17 protein-coding genes, 2 pseudogenes and 1 other annotated feature are annotated in these 18,244 nt (G+C 71.9%); of the genes and pseudogenes, 13 read left to right on the top strand and 6 right to left on the bottom strand.

Annotated features, from left to right (window positions below; translation table 11 throughout):
• Positions 1-122: 122 nt before the first annotated feature.
• Positions 123-612: pseudogene (locus MFF22_RS07090) on the top strand (transposase); the annotation flags it as partial.
• A 466-nt stretch (positions 613-1,078) separates the two neighbouring features.
• Here MFF22_RS07090 and MFF22_RS07095 read toward each other — a convergent pair.
• From MFF22_RS07095 to MFF22_RS07120, 6 genes and pseudogenes are all read right to left on the bottom strand, one after another.
• Positions 1,079-1,342, bottom strand: coding sequence for a hypothetical protein (locus MFF22_RS07095; RefSeq protein ID WP_163006048.1), 264 nt, complete (start codon positions 1,340-1,342; stop codon positions 1,079-1,081).
• Between the two features lie 168 nt (positions 1,343-1,510).
• Positions 1,511-2,161: a sigma-70 family RNA polymerase sigma factor gene (locus tag MFF22_RS07100; RefSeq protein WP_238248293.1), complete on the bottom strand. Its 651-nt coding sequence runs from the start codon at positions 2,159-2,161 to the stop codon at positions 1,511-1,513.
• 474 nt (positions 2,162-2,635) lie between these two features.
• Positions 2,636-3,158: pseudogene (locus MFF22_RS07105) on the bottom strand (transposase); the annotation flags it as partial.
• Positions 2,765-2,881: a sequence feature (AL1L pseudoknot), on the bottom strand. (Overlaps the previous pseudogene by 117 nt.)
• A 217-nt stretch (positions 3,159-3,375) precedes the next feature.
• Positions 3,376-3,681 carry an ArsR/SmtB family transcription factor gene (locus MFF22_RS07110; protein WP_122160821.1) on the bottom strand — a complete coding sequence of 102 codons (306 nt, stop codon included), beginning with the start codon at positions 3,679-3,681 and terminating at the stop codon, positions 3,376-3,378.
• Between the two features lie 617 nt (positions 3,682-4,298).
• On the bottom strand, positions 4,299-4,520 hold the full coding sequence (locus MFF22_RS07115) for a hypothetical protein (protein ID WP_122160820.1): 222 nt from the start codon (positions 4,518-4,520) through the stop codon (positions 4,299-4,301).
• 128 nt (positions 4,521-4,648) lie between these two features.
• Complete coding sequence (locus MFF22_RS07120) at positions 4,649-5,434, bottom strand: hypothetical protein (protein WP_122160819.1); 786 nt, start codon at positions 5,432-5,434, stop codon at positions 4,649-4,651.
• Positions 5,435-6,079: 645 nt separating this feature from the next.
• On the opposite strand from MFF22_RS07120, the gene MFF22_RS07125 reads away from it, so the two are divergent.
• The 12 genes from MFF22_RS07125 (at position 6,080) to MFF22_RS07180 (ending at position 18,244) form a co-directional block, all read left to right on the top strand.
• Positions 6,080-7,108 (top strand): hypothetical protein, encoded by a 1,029-nt coding sequence (locus tag MFF22_RS07125; RefSeq protein ID WP_122160818.1) that lies wholly within the window; start codon positions 6,080-6,082, stop codon positions 7,106-7,108.
• A gap of 89 nt (positions 7,109-7,197) precedes the next feature.
• Positions 7,198-7,629 (top strand): hypothetical protein, encoded by a 432-nt coding sequence (locus MFF22_RS07130; protein ID WP_122160817.1) that lies wholly within the window; start codon positions 7,198-7,200, stop codon positions 7,627-7,629.
• A gap of 54 nt (positions 7,630-7,683) precedes the next feature.
• A complete protein-coding gene (locus MFF22_RS07135) occupies positions 7,684-8,469 on the top strand; it encodes a metallophosphoesterase (protein ID WP_053620337.1) in 786 nt (261 codons plus the stop codon).
• Positions 8,470-8,553: 84 nt separating this feature from the next.
• A complete protein-coding gene (locus tag MFF22_RS07140; protein ID WP_238248294.1) occupies positions 8,554-10,497 on the top strand; it encodes an AAA family ATPase in 1,944 nt (647 codons plus the stop codon).
• Positions 10,494-11,474, top strand: a complete 981-nt coding sequence (locus MFF22_RS07145) for a metallophosphoesterase family protein (protein ID WP_122160815.1) — start codon at positions 10,494-10,496, stop codon at positions 11,472-11,474. The genes MFF22_RS07140 and MFF22_RS07145 overlap by 4 nt, the downstream gene beginning before the upstream one ends.
• 23 nt (positions 11,475-11,497) lie before the next feature.
• Positions 11,498-12,418 (top strand): 3'-5' exonuclease, encoded by a 921-nt coding sequence (locus tag MFF22_RS07150; RefSeq protein ID WP_238248295.1) that lies wholly within the window; start codon positions 11,498-11,500, stop codon positions 12,416-12,418.
• Positions 12,419-12,969: 551 nt separating this feature from the next.
• Positions 12,970-14,334: a hypothetical protein gene (locus MFF22_RS07155; RefSeq protein WP_122160813.1), complete on the top strand. Its 1,365-nt coding sequence runs from the start codon at positions 12,970-12,972 to the stop codon at positions 14,332-14,334.
• A 544-nt stretch (positions 14,335-14,878) separates the two neighbouring features.
• The gene (locus MFF22_RS07160) at positions 14,879-15,388 is read left to right on the top strand and encodes a hypothetical protein (RefSeq protein WP_122160812.1); all 510 of its coding nucleotides are present in this window, start codon (positions 14,879-14,881) and stop codon (positions 15,386-15,388) included.
• A 464-nt stretch (positions 15,389-15,852) separates the two neighbouring features.
• Positions 15,853-16,023: a hypothetical protein gene (locus tag MFF22_RS07165; protein ID WP_163006047.1), complete on the top strand. Its 171-nt coding sequence runs from the start codon at positions 15,853-15,855 to the stop codon at positions 16,021-16,023.
• Positions 16,024-16,131: 108 nt separating this feature from the next.
• Positions 16,132-17,331, top strand: a complete 1,200-nt coding sequence (locus MFF22_RS07170) for a hypothetical protein (RefSeq protein ID WP_122160811.1) — start codon at positions 16,132-16,134, stop codon at positions 17,329-17,331.
• Positions 17,331-18,026, top strand: a complete 696-nt coding sequence (locus MFF22_RS07175; RefSeq protein ID WP_122160810.1) for a TnsA endonuclease N-terminal domain-containing protein — start codon at positions 17,331-17,333, stop codon at positions 18,024-18,026. Before MFF22_RS07170 ends, MFF22_RS07175 begins: the two co-directional genes overlap by 1 nt.
• Entirely contained in the window at positions 18,023-18,244 is a 222-nt protein-coding gene (locus MFF22_RS07180; protein ID WP_122160809.1) for a hypothetical protein, read from the top strand. Before MFF22_RS07175 ends, MFF22_RS07180 begins: the two co-directional genes overlap by 4 nt.

An 18,244-nucleotide genomic window follows, 5' to 3' on the forward strand; every position in this document is an offset into this window, starting at 1 on the left:
CCACGCCTAGGGACACGACCAGCGGCTAGGCGAATGGTCGTCGAACCGTGGTGCACCCACGCAGCGATGAATCGAAAGCCACGGCGTCGCTCAGGACGGATTTTGGAGCAATCCGACCGCTGACCGGCATGGTTCGCCGTTACGACTGGGCTTCGCGCTGCGAACACTGCCGGATCGCGGCGCCAGCCGGGCACTTGGAACCGCCACTGTCATCGGATGGCTGCGCACGAGTGGGCCAAGGGCGGTCTCGTCACCGGACGGGCCCGTGGCGGGCGAGCGCTTCCGCGCCTACGGGGCCGACACGCTGGTCCAAAGCCTGACGCGGCGACACACTCATCCTGGACAACCTCGGCGCTCACAAGGTCGCGGGCGTACGCGAGGCCATCGAGGCAGCCGAAGCCTGGCTCCTGTACTCCCGCCATACTCCCCTGAGTTCAAACCGATTGAATGTACCTGCGAGAAACCGGAAGCGCTCCTGCGCAGCGCGGCGACCGAGACCGACGGCGATCTTCGTGAGACGATCCACAAAGCCTTCTTCGCTTCCAGGCGGAGAAGTACCGCAACCACTTCACGGCTGCCGTCTCCGAGGATCATGCTTGTTGTTCCGGCTGATCGGGCCCTGCAGTTTCGGGCGCCTACGGCATTGCGGTGTCGCTCATGATGACGATCAAAAGCGTTTTGGCGGGGCTGATCGCCTTGCGCTGGAGCTTGAACCCATTGTTCGAGCCGGGATGCAATGGCTTCTGACTGATTGTAAACCTAACCTTCTTCAGCGCTTACACCCTGAAGCTATTCGAAGGCGGCCGGCTACCGCTGCTGGTGGCGGCAGGGGTGGGCTGCCTGATGCAGACCAGCCGGCACCCCACGTAGCCCCTGGAGGCGACCCGGGCCAACTACCGGCCTGGTCGAGTGGTCCGCGAGGTTGCGGAAGAGCGTAGCGGTTATCATGGGCCACGACGGTTCGGGCATCGCCCGGTGGGCTATGACTACGGTCCGGTTTTCTACCCCTACGTCTGACGTCGAGCAGTCGGTTTTGCGGGTGTCGACGACTCGTTACCTCCCGTGCCTTGAGGCCGGTTCAGGATCCACGCCGCCCTTCGGCGACTCCCTGTCGGTCGCCCGGTACCCGCGGAGCCAGCCCGAAATCCACCCTGTCACCCAGAACGCGGCGACCGGACATGATCCGCTGTAACGTTTGGCTGTCGGCCCCACCCAGGCGGGCCTCGTCCTCCATGCGGCGCAGCCGCTCCACCATCAGGCCTACGGCTGCCCCGGAGACGTCTGCCTCTTCGGCCAGGGTCAGCACCAGCCACGTGATCTCGTCGTCGGCATTCTCGGTCATTCGCATAACACGGGTTGAGGGAAAGGGCTGGCTGGCGGCCGGTGGCAGATAGGCATCGACATCGCGGACCGCAGCGGGGCCACCCGGCGAGCCTGTGCGGCCAGATGCCCGGCTCGGTGGGGGGAACTCTGACCGCGGGCGAGCCTGGCCTGATGGTGCGTCCAGGGCCTACGCGGCGGACGTCTCCGCCAAGCCGAGAGACTCGACGAGGAACGAGCGGGCACGGCTGACCCGGCTCTTCATGGTGCCGACCTGGCACCCCATCACCTCGGCCGCGGCCTCGTAGGTCATGCCCCGGGCCGCGACCAGCATCAGAGCCTCACGCTGCAACGGGGGCAACCCGCCGAGGTGCTTCCAGACCGTCCTGAGGTCGGAGCCGTGCTCCTGGGCGGCTGGCGCCGTCAGCTGCGCGGCCATGGCACCGTCGGCATCCTCGACCTCGCGCCTGCGCCTGCGACACTCCGTGTAGAAATGGTTGCGCAAGATAGTGCACAGCCAAGCCATCAGGTTCGTGCCGGACTGGAACCGGTGCTGGTTGGCCCACGCCTTCAGCAGCGTCTCCTGCACGAGGTCCTCCGCCTGCGTCGGGTCGACCCCGAGCGATAGCGCGAAGGCCCGCAAGCCCGGAACGGCGCTCATGAGCCCGTTCCGGAAGGCGGCTCCGGCCGCCGCCGCCTCGCGCGCGAGGGCGCCGTCGAGACGGGAAAGCAGGTCGAGCACGCGGCCCGGGAGGTCGCCCGCTTCGACGCCGGCGTAGGCTGCCCGCAACTCGGCGCCGATGTGGTCGCGCACCGACGCAGGCAAACTGCGAGCCGACATCGCAGACGCGTCTTCGCCCGCGACGGGTCGGCGACAGTGTTTCCCGGAACGCATCGAAGAGCCCCCTCCTGACGCCTGCCGGCCTTTCTCGGAGGCGGCAATCAAGCCGGGACCTTCTGGCGACGCGTCGATGAACGGAGACTGAGGCCGCCGTTCAGGTCGGCACCCTGCCGGGCGTCACGGCCCCGGCGCCGCGGGGATGGCTGCGCCCCCGGCTTCCGGCACGGCCGTCCCGCCGAGCGGGACGGTGATGACGCAGAACAGGCCGGCGGCTGCGAAGTTGAGCTTGATCTCGCCCCCGAGTTCCTGCGCGAGGCCACGCTGTACCAGGCGGGAGCCGCCCCCCGGTGTAGGCAGCGTGACGGGCGGGCCGCTGTTCTCGGCCAACTCGATCAGCAGGTGCGGCGCGCCCGCGATCCGCACCATCCTCCAGCGTACGAAGAGGCGCCCCTCCGGAACAGACGGCGCGCCATAAACCCCGCAGACGCCGAATTTGGCCGCGTGCACACGCCGGGTCTCGACCACGAGCGTTGCGTCCCGCTTGGCCCGAGCCGGCAGCCTTCCGGCATCGGCCCGCCGCGCGGCATGGGCGTGGTACGTCGACGGGGCGAACGGCAGCACCCTGCAGATCGGCTCGACCCCGTAGAGCGCGCGGTGACCGTCGATGAAGGCGATCATCGCTTGAACCGGAGGTTGAGCTTCGAATGGGCAAAACACGCCGATGCCCTCCTCAGGATCTCGTTGGCTTGCCGGAGTTCGCGCACCTCCCGCTCCAGCACCTTGATCCGCTCGCGCTCTTCGCTCGTGGGACCGGCCCGCCTTGGCCCCGCTCGGCTTGCCGGATCCAGTTGCGCAGCGTCTCACCCGAGCAGCTGATCTTGCCGGCAATCGACGGGACCGCAAACCATCGCGAGCCGTGCTCGCTCTCGTGCTCCCGCACCAGCCGGACGGTCCGCTCGCGAGCCTGAAGGGAGAAGGGTGGGGTACGCTTCGTCATGGCTATGGGCCCGACGACGGTCGGCGTGCTCGATCTCGGCGCGGACCGCTTCGGCCTCGGGATTTGCGACCCCCGCTGCGAGCATCTCGCGCCGGGCAAGGTTCGGGCCGCCCGCCAGCGCGCGAAATTGCGCGGGCCACGACGGGCCACCGGGGTCGAACAGCGCCGTCCGAACGACGCTTCCATGCCCCGTCGTCGTCTCGTAATTATCACGTCCTCACGATGCGGATCCGGCCGATCCCCCGCCGTGCCCTCCCTCGCCGAGGAAGCCGACCAGATCGGTCATCGCCGGATAGGCCGCCCGGCAAATCAGGGTCGTGGCTCGGCGCTCCTGAACGACCAGTCCGGTATGGATCAGACGGTGCAGATGATGGGAGAGCGTCGAGGCCGGGACGTCGACGCGCTGCTGGAGGGCACCGACCGGCAAACCGTCATGGCCCGCCCGGACGAGCGTACGGTACACCTTTAGGCGGGTCAGATTGCCGAGCGCCTCCAATTGTCGTGCCGCTAATTCGATCTCCATGGAATTAGCATGAAGAAGCGTAACGGGCCGCGCAACCCCTGACTCGATGCGTCGAGCACGACCGCACCGCTATCGGCATTCGGCGAGGCGCGTCGATGCCGGAGGGTGCGATCCTTCGCGACCGCGGCGGGGCTCCTTCGCGTTCGGAAGTCTCGCCCCATCAGCTCGGCGCGACGTCGTGAGGGTGTCGGATCCACCGACATCGGCGTCGAGATCGGCCGCGAGGCGACGCGTGACCACGCCGCCCGGCTCCATCCTCCGGCACGCCGGGCGGACTCGAACCGTCGCCGGTTCCACCGTTTACTTCGATTATTGGCGGCATAGCGGCAATCCCGACGCGGCGACCCCGAAGTGCCCTTATGGGGACGGCTCGGGCCGCACGACCGAGCGCTCTCCGCTCGCGGCAAATTTCCCAGTCTCCGGCTCTCGGATCATGCCCGGGGATCGCGACCCATAACGGATTACGCGTAGCGATACCCGTTACGGGTGCCATACGGATTCCGGAACCCGGAAGGCTGATCCTTCGCCGGGCCGCGGCTCCCGCGGCGAAGCGGAAGCCGGCCTGTCCCGGCCCGCCGCGTCCGGGCGCCGGTCGCACGGGCCGCTCGGAAGAACGGTCACGTGTCGTCCCGCTCGTCGCCACCGTTCGGCGCCAGGCCGACGAGGACGCACGGGTCCAAGTCCCAGTCGTCGAACCCGGGATCGAGCAGGCCCACCCCGTCCGCCGACAAGGCGTAGAACGCCTCGTAGGGGTTCGCGTCCCAGCGCGGGGCCGCCGTCGGCGGCTCGTCCCGGGGGACGTTCCCCCGGCCGATCCGGGCCCGCGGGGAACTCGCCACCGCGCGCGCTCGCCGGGCGCTTCCGGAGCGACCGGGACGACCGGTCCCGGGTGAGGCGACGCGCGGCCGGGGAGCCAGCGAGACGCGGTTCGGCTTCGTGCGGTTCAACATCGCTCTGGTCCTTTCCGTCAGGCGCGGAGGCGGGCGGGTTGCGTGGCGCGGAGGCGAGCGGTCGCCACCGGCGTCGGGCGGGCATTGCGGAGGCGTCCGCCGGCGGCCACGGTGGTCCCGACGGCCGCGCCCTGGAGGGCCGGGTCGCCCAGGGCGGCGGCACAGTCGAGGAGCCGCTCGTGCAGGTCACGGTCCCGAGCCGGGGAGAGCGGCGACATGAGCGCGGTCAGGTCACCCGCCTCGAAGCGCTCGGCGTCCGGATCCGCCGAGACGGCGAGGAGTGTGGCCGCGAGCGCGACCGCCGCGTACCGCATGCCCTCGCCGAGATCGCCCGCGAGCAGCCGCATCTGTTCCAGCGGCGAGAGCCTCGGCAGCCTGAGCGGCAGGACGCGCGGGGCGATCCGCCAGGCTGGCTGGCCGAGCTCGCTGTCGCACCGAAGGTGCCACGCCCCCGACGCGGTCGCGTGCAGGGCCTGGGCCGCGGTCAGCCGGCACGCCGTGGCCACGACGCGCAGGTGTCCGGGTTTGCCCGGACCGCCCTCGCGAAGCAGGTCCGTCGGCAGGACGGCGATCACGTCGCCTTCCGACCGTGCCGCCAGTCCCGAGAGGACGGCCGCCGCGTCGCGGGGATCGGGGCGGAGCAGGTCGAACGATCCCGAGAGGCGTGCCAGGCCACAGGCCTGGGCGCCGTTGGCGCCGACCGCGACGACGGTCGGACGGGTACCGGCGGCGGTCAGGCCGCCGGCCACCAGCGCTGCGGCCAGCAGGCCGGTGCGGTCGTTGGAATGGATGGTCGCGATCACGGCGTCCTCCTTTGGGCCGATGCATCGAGGGAATCCTGCCATCCTTATTTCTGTAAGTCTAGAAATACCGAAATTACTGGTTATCGGATCCCTGGCCGCGCTCGCTGACAGTCTATCGGGTCACTCGCGTTCCCACGGTCGTGCCGATCACCGTCATCGTCCCGCTCTCCCCCTGTGTCGCACCGCTGGCCCGTCCCGGCACCGGCTCGGTTCCGGGCGCCCGCCGCACCGGCATGCCGGACGGAGCCGCCTCTCGCCGGCGCTCCGGGTCATCCGTGCGACAATGCATGGCGCGTGAAGCTCCAAGGACCGGCGTACTTCGCGCGGGATAAGCCGATGCCGCCGCCTTGCACGTTCGGAGGGTGCGGACCTGCCTCGTGCCGGTCGTGGCGAGCGTATCCCCGGAGCGGCGGCACCGAGCCACCTCGCGCACATGCGTAAGTAATCCTGCGGACCCAAATCAGTAAGACTACGCTGCCGTTAACCATGACGGAAATCAGGCTCTTGATAACGAGCAGAATATGCTGTTCATTTCCGCTCTTTTGCCTTACGATTCACGGATCAATCACAACCCGTCCGACGTCGCGCGCCCGGTGGCCATTCCACCGGGCGTGCGACGTCCGGATTCCGTCATGGAGATTGCCCTTGATCTCTGCCTTCTTTGGCTCCGCCGGCCGGACCCATGCCGCCTACGCCGCGCTCCTCCTCGCCGACGCCTATGGCGTTCTCAGCCGGCCCGTCACGCTCCTCCGCGTCAGGTTCCCCGAGGAGGCGCCGTTGCCGGTCCGGACCGTCACGGAGGAGGGCCTCACCGTGATCGAGCGCGAGGCGCGCGACGCACGCGAGGCGGGCGAGATTGCGGCCGAGGCCGTGGGGCGGGACGATGATCTCGTCCTCGACCTGCCCGCGGCGTGCCTGGGGAACCTCGGGCTGAGGGCGCGCATCGACGCGCCGGTTCTGCCGGTTGGTCCGACCCCCTTCGAGGAGCATGCCGCGGCGTCGGCGCTCGCGGGCATGAACCCGTCGGAGGACTTCGGTCTGGACGTCGTCTCGACGCCCTGGCTTCTCGGCTGCGGCCGCAGCGGCGGCGCCTCGGCCGCCGACGCGTTCGGCCGCGTCATGCGCGGGCACGAGGCGCTCGTGCCGGGTCGAGGTCGTGTCCGGACTCTGCCGATGGTCGTGCCGGCGTTCGGCCGCGGGGAGGCACAGCGCATCGCCGAAGGGGATCGCACGAGCCGCAGCCTCGTGGCCTCCGTGGCCCTGCTCGCGGCCCTGCGCGCCGCCGCCGAGGAGCCGCGCGCCGACGCGGTCGACCCCGCCGCCTACGCCGCCGCCCTCGGCGTCGACGCCGAGCAGGCACGAAGCCCGGACGAACGGGAGGCCGGCGATCGGCTGCGCGACCTCGCCGACGAACTCCAGGGCATCCGCGATCAGGTCAAGCCGACGCCGGATGACTTGCAGGGCGCCCCACGCTTGGAGCGGTGGCGGTCTGCCACCCGGTCCGTGAGGGTGCTCACCGGCGACGTCTACGGCCATCCGAACTTCCCCGATGGGCGGCGCATCACGACCAGCGACCTGTATGCCTCCGATGGCCGGCGCTGGGCGCGCACCTTGTCGAGGTACTTCGTCCTGGGACACCCCGACGCCGGCGCCGAGCGCCTCGACCGGCACTAGCCCTCCGACATCCCGTCCGACGAACCCCGCCCGCGCGCCTCGGCACGCGGGAGCGGGGCCGTCTTGCCCATCGCGAGCCCGGAGGACGCATGCGCCCGAGCGACGACACCCAGCCCTCCGACCCGACTTCCCTGCGCTGCGAGCTGGCCCGGGGATGCCACCCGCTCGCGCTCTGGCGCACGGAACCGCTTCCGAACATCGCGGCCGCCGCGATCCAGGAGGTCCGCCGAGCCCTCGCCGGTGGCGTCTGCCTGCATCACAAGTCCTGGCCCGCGGCCCGGAGAGGCGAGGCCGCGGCCGCCATTGCCGTCACGCTCGACCTCACCCGGGGCACCGAACCGGATCCCGCCGTCGTGGACCTCGCGCTCTCAGCGGTGCTCGTCGCCGCCTGGCGGGGGGATGCGGCGGCGCGCACCGTCCTCGCCCACGTTCTCGCCAGGCTGTCGCCCGACCGGCGCGGCGGTGGTCCAGTCCGACGCGAAAGGTCGCGGCCCAGGCGCCGCCCCCCGCCGCGGCGGTGACCGCCGCCGCCTCCCGAACAGCGAGACGATCCTGAGAACCCAGGAGCCAAACACGTGCGAATCTGGACTTTCAGCGACTTGCACCGCGACCTGTCGCGGGCGCCCTGGACACCCGCGCACATCCCCGACGCCGACGTCGCCGTCGTCGCGGGCGACGTCGGGCAGGGCCTGGCGGACACCGTCCTCTGGCTGGGCCAAACCATCCGTCCGCTCATGCCGGTCCTGGTCGTCGCGGGAAACCATGAATTCTACGGCTCGGCCGTGGACGAGGAGCGCGCGCTCGGGCGCCGGGCCGCGGAACGGCACGGCGTGACCCTGCTCGACGACGATACCGTCGAGATCGGCGGCGTCGCCTTCTCCGGGGGCACGCTCTGGACCGACTACGGCCTCGACGGCGACCGCCGGCGGGCCATGGCGGCCGCGCAGGCCGGTCTCAACGACCACCGCTGCGTGGCGACGACCCGAAATCCGGGTTGGCGCACCTTCCGGCCGGGGGATGCGGCTGCCCTGCACGCCACCACCCGCGGCTTCCTGCACCGCGCGCTGCTGGAGGTCGACCCGCCGGACGCGCGGGCGCGACCGCACGTCGTGGTCACGCACCACGCCCCGGCCCGTGCCTCACTCGACCCGAGCTTTGCCGGAAGCGTGCTGAACCCGGCCTTCGCGAGCGACCTCGGCGACCTCATCGCCGCCGGCCGCCCGGACCTCTGGCTTCACGGCCACGTCCACGCCCGTCGCGACCACCGGATCGGCCCGACCCGGATCCTGTGCAACCCCCTCGGCTACGACGGCGAGAACCCCGCCTTCGACCCGGCCTGCGTCGTCGAGGTGCCGTCGTAGGCCGCCCCCGCGGATGCGTGCCGCGAAACGGGACCCGCCGCGACCCGGACCCGGACCCCGACCCCCCCTCGGAGCAAGGCGACCATGCCCCACCTGACCTTCCTGCGCGACGACCTGAACGAGGCGGAGACCGGGGATGTCGCCGCCGACGAGCGCCGTCCCGCGACCGAGACGCTCGCGGCCTTCGCGCTCGAAGCGGCGCTCTCGCCCGCCCAGCGCCGCCGCATCGCCGCCGATCCCGCCTTCGCCCTCGTCGTCCAGGTCCCGGCCGCCGACTGGGTCGAACCGATCCGCGAGGCGTGCGGGCGCTTGGCGGATTGGGGCTTCGTGGCGGCGCGCTCCGGCGGGTCGAGAACCGAAGATCGTCCGGACCGTGGCAACGACCGGGTGGCGGACCGGCTCGCCCGCGGCGACCGGGTGCTCGGCGTCTCGCAATCGCCCACGCGGTACCTGCCTTCGGCCCTCGTCGCCGCGGCGGACCTGCACGTGCGGCTTCCGGGCGCGACCGACGCGGTCGTCGCGCGCGTCGTGCGGGCGGCCACCGGGCGGCGTCCGACCCTGCCGCCCGGGATCGCGCGCGGTCTGGACTACTTCGAGATCGCCGCCGCGGTGCGCGGGACGACGGCGCGGGCCTGCGTGGCGCGTCTCGCCGCGGCGGCGCGCTCGAAGGCCACCGCGGATCCGACCGTCGGGTCGGCGCCCGACTTCGCCACCCTGGTCGGCTACGGCGAGGCGCATGCCTGGGGCACGCGCCTCATCGACGAACTCGCAACTTGGCGCGCCTCCGGCGGCACGACCGCATTCCAGAGGCTCGACCGACACGTCGCCCTCACTTCCGCTCCAGGACTAGGAAAGTCTTCTTTCGTCCGCTCGCTCGCGAAGGCCGCGGGCCTGCCGCTGGTCGCGACCTCGGTCGGCGCCTGGTTCACCGGATCCGACGGACACCTGGGTGGCGTGCTCCGCGCCTGGGATGCCGCGTACACGCACGCGTGCGCGCTGGCGCCTAGCATTTTGTTCCTAGACGAGGCTGATAGTATTCCTAACAGGGCGACGATGGACAACCACGCGCGCGAGTGGTGGACCCCCTTGTGCACGAGCATTTTGCTCGGTTTCGATGCGCTCAACGCGCCCGGCGCCCCCGAGGTGTGCATCATCGCGGCGACGAACCAGGGCGACAGGCTCGACCCCGCCCTCGTCCGGCCCGGACGGCTGAGCCGGGTGATCGAGATCAAGCCGCCCTCGGCCGCCGACCTAGCGGTCATCTTCCGGCACCACCTCGACGATGGCGAGGTGCCCGGCATGGACCTCGCGCCGCTCGGCGAGCTCGCGCTCGGCGCCAGCGGCGCGCAGGTCGCCGGGTGGGTGTCCGAGGCCCGTGCCGACGCGCGTGCCGCCGGACGACCGATGCGGCCGGAGGACCTGTTCGGCCGCGTCGCGCCGCCGGATCAGGGGAGCCCGGCCGACCGACGTCGAAGCGCGTTCCACGAGGCGGGGCACGCCGTGGCGTTCGAGCGGATCGGCGCTCGCGTCGCCCAGGTCGACCTCGTCCCGCGCAGGGATTCGCTGGGGGCCACATCCGTGGCGGCCCACATCGGCCAGTCGCCGACCCGCGCGGAGATCGAGGGCCTCGCGGTCGCGCTCCTGTGCGGACGGGCCGCCGAGATCCTGTTCCTCGGGGAGCCCAGCGCCGGGGCGGGCGGCGACAGCCGCTCGGACCTCGCGCGCGTGACGACCCTGATCGCCGGGGCCCATGCCTCCCTCGGCCTGGGCGACCGGCTGGCGTATCGCGGCGCCCCCCACGAAGTCGCGGTCGCGCTGTCGCTCGACACCAGGCTCCTCGAAGCGGTCGAGCGCGACCTCGCCCGGCTGAGCGGCCAGGCCTTGGCCGTCATGGAGGCAAACCGCACCGCCGTCCAGGCCGTCGCCGAGTTGCTGATCGAGCGGCGCCTGGTGTCGGGCGACGCGCTCCGAAAACTGCTCGCCGACACAACGCCCGCCGATGCGGCCCCGAACGGAGGCCACGCATGACGCTCCACGTTCCCGATCCAGAGGCCCGGGCCGAGGTGCATGCACCGGCACGACCGGAAGGCCCGGCCGCCGTGCCGGCCGCCCTCGCGGCGCGGTCCGCCCCGTCGGGGCCCGCCCCGTTCCGTCTATGGATCCTGTCCGACCTCAGGGTCGACCGGGCGGCGCACGTGCTGCCGGACCCACTGCCGGACTTCGACGCCTTGCTCGTCCCGGGCGGGATCGCACCCGGCCTGTGTCGGTCCGTGCGCTGGCTGGCGGACGCGCTCGGCGGCCGCCAGGGTCGGCGGCCGGTCGTCCTCGTCCCGGGACCGGCGGAGTACCTCGACGGCGAACCCGTGGGCGAGGCGCTCGCCGAGGCCCTGCCGCTCGGGGCGGCGCTGGGCATCACCGTGCTCCACGACGGCGCCGTTCGCCTCGGCGATCCGCTCAGTCCCGGATTGGTCATCCTGGGAGCGACGCTCTGGACGGACTTCGCCCTCGACGGCGTCGAGAACGCCCGGGCCGCCCGCGCGCACGCCCGGAGCCGCTGGACGGTGACGGACAAGGCGGCGAGCGCGCCCGGGGTGCCCTTCTACCCGCACGATGCGGCCGGCGCGCACGCCCGCTCGCGGGCCTTCATCGAGGACGGGCTCAACGCCGTCGCCGTCGGTGCCGGCCTGTACGGCCATATGCCGAATCCGGTCCTGCGCGATATCGGCCCGGGCGACCGGGCCGCGGTCGTCACCGGCTTCGCGCCATCGCGGTCCTGCCTGCCACCGACCCTGGCCCGGCCCGTGCTCGACCCGTGGCGGGTCTGCTGGCACGCCTCCGCCCTGGACGCCGTGATGGAGGGTTGGGGCGCCCCGGTCGTCTGGATCCACGGGAACGTGCCGCAGGCCTGCGACCTCCGGCTCGGACGCACGCGGGTGGTGAGCAATCCCTACGACCCGGGCGATCCGACGAACGGGTACGACGCCCGCCGCACGATCCTGGTCTGAAAGCCGCCCTGGAGAACCACCCCATGCACCAAACCCGCTCCCCGTCGCCCCGGCTTCGGCTCCCCTCCATGCCCGCCGCGAACGCACCGGCGGCCGGCGCGCGCGCCGCCGCCCGCCACGACCGCCGGCCGGCGGCGGAACCCGGCGCGGTTTCGGACGCGCTCCTCGTCGTCGACATCGAGACCGTGCCGGACGAATCCCTGATGCCGCCTCCCGCGGCGTGGCCCCGGGACAAGTTCCCGAAAAACGCATGGCACGCCGTGGTGGCGGTCAGCTTCGTGCAGGCGGACATCCTGCGCGACGCCGACACCGGGCTGGAGGAATACCGGGTCGTGGCCTGCAGGAGCGGCGGCGAGGAGGGCTGGGACGAGGCCCGCATCCTGCGCGGCTTCTGGCGGCACTTCGCGTCCGGCAATTTCCGGCTCGTCACCTGGAACGGCAGGGGCTTCGATATGCCGACGCTGCTCCACCGCACGATGCTCCACGGCATCTCGGCGGAAGCCTGGTTCCGGCGCGGCACGCGATGGTCGGGCTACGGCAACCGGTATGGCGGCGCCCACGTCGACCTCATGGACGAGATGTCGGGGTTCGGTTGCGCCAACCGGCTCACCCTGGAGGAGGCCGCCGCGCTGGTCGGCATGCCGGGCAAATTGGGCGAGCACGGGTCGCTGGTGGCCGACATGGTCGCTTCCGGCCAGATCGGGCGCGTCCGGGCGTATTGCGAGACCGACACGATGACCACCTTCGGCATCTACGTCCGTCATGCGTATCTCGCCGGCCGGACCGACGCCGCGGCCCACGACAGGGCGATCGCGGGCCTTCAGGATTACCTGGAGCGGGAGCGGACCCGCCGTCCGCATCTCGGCACGTACCTCGACGCCTGGCGACGGCTGTCCGACACGCGGCCGGCGTTCGTCGCCGACCGGGACCGCCGGCGCGGATGACCGTCGCCTTCGGGTCCAGGCCTGGTTTCCCGACCTGGGGGGCATCCGTATCAGGTTCGGGTCCCGGTCCGGATCATCGCGCCATGGGCCCGCCCTGCTAGCCGCCACACCGGACCGGCCACGTTGCGAGCGGCAGGGCGACGGGCGAACCGGGACCCGCGGCGCCCGCCGGGAGCGCCGTCGTGCGACGGATGCCGAAGCTGCGCGCCGGGGTTCGGCGCCCGGTGCGTTCGCGCCGTGCCGCCTGGGGCGGCCCTGTCGTCGGGAACTCGTGGAGGTTGAGGAAGGACATGGCGGAACGCGCGAGCGAAACTTCACCGGCCTCGCCGTCGGGAACGTCGCGGCCTGCGGCGGCGCGGCGGCACGTTCCGGGAGGGCCGGGGGCGGCGTTTGTGCCTTGCCCCGCGCCTCGCACAATGGGCTGTGCGTCCGATTCCCGGGCGCCGTCCAAAGGCAGGACCGACCCGGCCCGGCTTCCGCGCGCAGTCGCGGCGCGAGGCCGTGTCGCGCGCCTCGACCGGACGCCCGCGCGCCTGGGGCACCGTCCGGCCATGCATCCCACCCCCGATCTTCCGGCTTCCCCCGCCGACGTCCCTCCGGTGCGCGCGGACGTGCGCGAACTCGCCAGGGCGCGGCAGGCCCTCTCCGCACTGACCCACCCCGACACCCGGTCGATCGTCGACACGGCCATGGGCACCCTGCATGCGGCGCTGTCCGGAGGCGGTCTCCAGGTCTCCAAGATCCCCGGGCTGCAGAGCGCCATCCGCAAGCACGTCAGGCAGGCCTGGATGGATGGCATCATCGCCCCCCTTGCCCGGTCGCGCCATCCGGCCGACCGCGCCGTGCTCGACGCGATCCCGAAGGACTTCGCCCTCAAGGCCCACGCCGAGGTGCAGGCCGCCCTGGAACGGATCGCCCGATGGGTCCCCGAGGATGCCGACGGGACACGGGAGCACCTCGGGCGGGCCTTCGATTACCTGCGGATGCTGCCCCTCATCCTTCAGGCCCTCGCCGATCTCGAAGTGCTCGCGCCCGGCGCCGCCCGAGCGGGCCGCCCCGCATCCGAAACCGGCCCCGCGGACCTCGCCGCCGCCACCGCACTGGTCCGAAGCCGGCTCAAGGCGGCGCTGTCGCCTGGCCTTCCGTCCTTGGTCCGGGACTTCGCCGACCTGGTCTATCGCGGCCCCTTGGGCGGCGCCGACATCCCCGCGCTACGATGGACGGCCGCCGCGCTCCTCGCGCCGCCGGCGCGCGGCGGCCGGCGATCGGACCGCGGCGGTCCGCAATGGCGCCGGAGCCTCGCCAACGCGCTCTCACGCGATCTGGTCGACGAGGCGCTCGCGCCGGCCGCAGGTCGCGTGCTACGCCGGCATGCCGGCCTGGAGATCGGGGATGCGCGCTATGTGCGGGGCGAGGGACACGGAGGCCGATTGGACCTCACTCTGTCCCGCGCCGGCGTCAGGCTGCTCCTGTCGGTCCGCTTCGACATCGCCGCCGGGCGGTTCGAGCAATCGTCCGCCGTCGTCTCGCAGGACGGCGCTGTGACGGCGCTCGCGCCCGAGGACGCCGATGCGATCCTCGATGCCGCCATCCCTGGCACACTCGACACGGCCGCCCATCGCGCGATGCGCCGCCTCTCGCGGCGGGACGGCGCGCCCGTTCCCCACATGCACGTCAACGGGACCGGGGAGCTCCAGGTCGCTTCCGAGGCCGGTCGGGAGCAGGATGCCGGGCTGCTGGAGGAGCTCGTTCGCACCGCCGACGAGGAGGGAAGCGCCATCAGGTTCGATCCCGTCCGCGACCTGGTGCTGGCGTCCAGCCTGGTCGAGCTCGGCTTCGCGTGGCAAGACGGGCCCGCCGGTCGGCGGTACCTCCTACGCACCCCGGTCGAGCCCACTAGGCGGCCGGGCCCATGACAACCCGGTCCGGCATGTCCCGACCAGGTTGGCGTCCGTGTCGGCGACCAGGTCTCCGTCAGGGCCGCTCGGCCAGTGGGATTTCCCCGACCTCTGCAGACCCTTGAGACGCAGCCTGATATATCGGGGCCGGTGTCTCAGTCTCGGCGAGAACGCGGGCCGACGACGCAGGCCGAGCTTCGGACCGGGAGCCGTCATACGATCTAGGACCCCCTCGACAAGGCCGCTTTCGGGCGAGGGCTTCGTGCCGACGGGCGTCGGTGGTGACGTCACTGATCGCCAGCCGCCCGTCCTGCGCCGCACTCGACCGGGGGTCCGCACCGTGGACGGGCAGGGCCTGGTGCGGCCCGGAAGTCGACCCGGTCCTGGCCCGCCGAGGCGCCTCGATCGGCCGGGGCAACCGGGTCAGCTTCCGTTTACCACGTCCGGTGGACCTGGGCGAAAGAACTTGCGGCATGGAGCGGACCGGGTCTAAGGTCCGATCATCAGGCCGCGGGGTTCTCCCGGACCTGAGCGAGGACCTGGACCTGGTCGGGGGTGCCAAGTGGATGTGATCACCCAGATGCGCGAGGAGCGTGACCGGGCACGGCAAGCCGCCGCGGACAAGACGCGGCAGCTTCAGGAGCTCGTGTCGGAATACGTGGGCGCCATCGCGGCGGAGACCGCCAAGGCGGCCCGCCTCGACCAGGTGATCGCGACGCTGCAGCAAGGGGCTGCATACGCGCCGGAACCGACCCAGGGGGCGGCCCCGGCCGAGAAGGAAGCGCCGGTCCGGCTGGCGCCGGCCGACGATCAGGTCTCGGGCGGGGCCGAACAGATGCCGGTGCCGCAAGTCTCGGGCCTGGTCGCCCAGGTGATCGTCGACGCACTTGCGCGGGCGGGCGCCAAGGGACTGTCGGGAAGTGAAGTCAATGACGCGGTTCGGGACGCCGGCTTCACGCTCGATGCCTCGGAGAAAAACAAAACCCGCCTTAAGAATAAAAACCTCGTTTACCATGATCGCAAGGCACAACATTGGTATCTGAAAGATCCAACGAAGGCCCCGGCGTCATAAGACCAGTATAGATCCAACAACTCATCAATCATCGAGGAGAATGGCAATGCGCAACATATCTCGCGCAGCCCTCCGCGCGCGCTCGCGCGAGCCACCGGGTCGGGAAGTGATCGGAGCGGCAAAATAAAAGCGCACGGTCCGATCCGGACCGCACGCTTTGAGCTTGCCCGCAACCGAGCTGCGAAGCCGTAGCAGGTTAGGACTGGCCCGTCGGCCGAGAGCTTGAGCCCTCTCAACCGCGTCATTGCCAGACCTCGTGATCACGATTGCCGAAAACCAGACCGGCCAACCACCGGGATCAAGGCCGACATTCGAGACCGACGACGTATGCCAGCTCTCGCCTGCGAAAGCAAGCAGGCTGCGCTCCGCCTCCTCGGGATCCGCCGGCCCAAGCCGGCCGCGCCCGGACCGTCCCCGCGACGGATCCGGACCGGCCCCGCGCGACCCCATCCGAGGAGAGCATCATGAACGAGCCGTACCGCGTCGAGCCCCTCACGGCCGACTTCCAGCCGCCCCTCGCCCCCCTGATCGACCGGGCCTTCGATGCCTGGGACGGGGACGTCGCCGCGCTGCTCGGCGTCCCGCGGGAGACGTTCGAGCCGGAGACCGAGGCCAGCGAGCCCACCGAGATCTGAGCCGCCGACGAAGCCCCGGCCTCCGGGCCGGGGCCACCGCCCCATCCCATCCCATCCCATCCCATCAACAAGGCTGGCCCCGTCCGCCTTTCAAGGACCCATACGACCATGAAGCAGCTCGAACTTTTTCCGTCGACGACTGCCGACGCTGACCGGCTCCGGGCCGAGATCCAGGCCCTCGACGAGATGACCGAGCGCGAGCGCGCCGCCGCGCTGCGCCGCCACCGCTACGTGCGGGCGGTCCAGGACCTCCCGCAGGGACGGCGGGGTGACCGCCACCTGCGGGCCGCGATCCGCGCCGTCTGCGAGCTGAGCGGCGACGTCGATCCGCCCACGCCGCGCCAGGTCAGGACATGGGAAGCGCGGCTTAGGGAGGCCGGCGGCAACCCGGCCGGCCTCGCCGACCGGCGGATGGCGCGGTTGCCCCGGCAGCAGACCCACTGGGCCCCGTGGATCGGCGAGCTTGTCGACCAGGTCGTGGCCGAGGCCGACCCGCGCCTGGGCGTCACGCTGACGGCCATGGCCCGCCTCGCACAGGCGAGGTGCCTGGAAGCGGCGCCTGCGCGGGGCGGCGCGGCCGCCCACGTTCCCGGTTTCCGGACCCTCGTGCGGATGGTCGGCGACCGTCTGCGTTCCCTGCAGCAGGCGTATCGGTACCGGCAGCTCTCGTGCGGGCGTCCTCTCGCCGCGGTCGTCGTCGCCCGGGAAGTCCTGCGGCTCGCCATCCCGGAACTCGGCGCCGACCGCGTCCACCTGGTCACCGCGCGCGACAGCTACAGCGGCGTGATCGTGGCGGCGGCGCTCGGCATTGCGCCGCCGGACGGGGAGGACCTGCTCGGCCTGTTCGGGGCGCGGACCGCGACGGCTGCCGCGGAGCCGCTCGGCGCCGCCCGCCTGTGCATGGGGCTGCCGGAGGTGATCGTGCTGGACCATGATCCCGCCTTCCTCGGCGCCACGTTCCAGCATTCCGCGGCGGCGCTCGGCATCCGGCTGCACTTCGCCGGGGTCGACCATCCGGGCGCTCCCTGCCGGGCAGCGGGCCTGCAGCGCTGGCTGACGGCCCGGGGGGAGGCGGTCGAGGACGCAGGAGGCCTGATGGCGGGGGCGCACGCCTGGCTCGCCGATCTGGACTTCCGCCGCTCCGGAGCGGACCGGCGGACCCCGCTCGACCGCTGGCAGGAGGGGGTCGCGCGCTATCCCATTCGGCTGTCGCCGGGGGTCGCTCCCGCGATCCAGACCGGCGAGGAATCGGGTGGCGCCGACGGCGCCGAGGGGCCTGGCGGCCGCGATGCTCGGCGGAGGCCCTGATGCCGCCGACCCTTCGAAGTCGCCACGTCGGCAAGCCGACCCCGTCGCGCCGGATCGTCACCGGCCGGCGGGACTGCATCACGGGCGAGGTCCCCTCCGGCAAGGTCGGGATGGGCTACCGCATGGTGGCCTACGAGGGACTGCTCGCGCGGGACTTCATCCTGATCCTGGAGCAGGACGATGCCGTCCTGCGCTACCAGGAGGAGCCCGTTCCCTTCCGGTGGCACGACGGCGTCCGGTGGCGCCGCTACACGCCCGACTTCGCCGTCGAGATCGACGACGGGCGGCGCATCTCCGTCGAGGTCAAGCCGCGGAAACGGGTCATCAGGCTGGGCTGGGACGGGATCCGGCCCCGCATCGAGGCCGGCGCCAGGGCTGCCGGCTACGACGGCTTCGAGCTCTGGACCGAGGCCGAGATCGACGCGCTCCGCGTCGCGAACGCCGCGCTCCTCGCGAGCGAGCGCACCTTCGTGGTCGACGAGGCGGAGCAGCACACCATGCGCGTCGTCCTTGACCGCTGCGGCGGCCAGGGTCGCGTCCGGGAACTCCGAGCGGCGTCGGGGCTCCAGGACCGCGCCTTCCGGGCCGTCGTGGCCCTGGTCGCCCGCGGCGAGGCCGAGCTGGCCGACCCCGGCCGGCCCTTCGACGACCACGCCGTGATCCGCCGTCCCGCGAACCCCAGGAGGACACCTTGAACAGGATCGCCCAGCAGTTCCACCTTCCGACCGACGCAGTCGTCGTCATCGACGGCGTCCCCTACGCGCTCGTCACCCGCGAACGGGCGGGCCTTACCCTGCGCCGGCTCGCGGGCGGTTGCGAGACCGTCGTCCTGTGCGACGCCGTCCTGCTGGACCTCCACCGTGGCGGGAGGATGCGCATGGCGGAACCCGATGCCTGCGGGGGGCGGCGCTGA

It is taken from the genome of Methylobacterium persicinum (genome assembly GCF_022179525.1).
In the GTDB taxonomy this organism is placed as follows: domain Bacteria; phylum Pseudomonadota; class Alphaproteobacteria; order Rhizobiales; family Beijerinckiaceae; genus Methylobacterium; species Methylobacterium persicinum.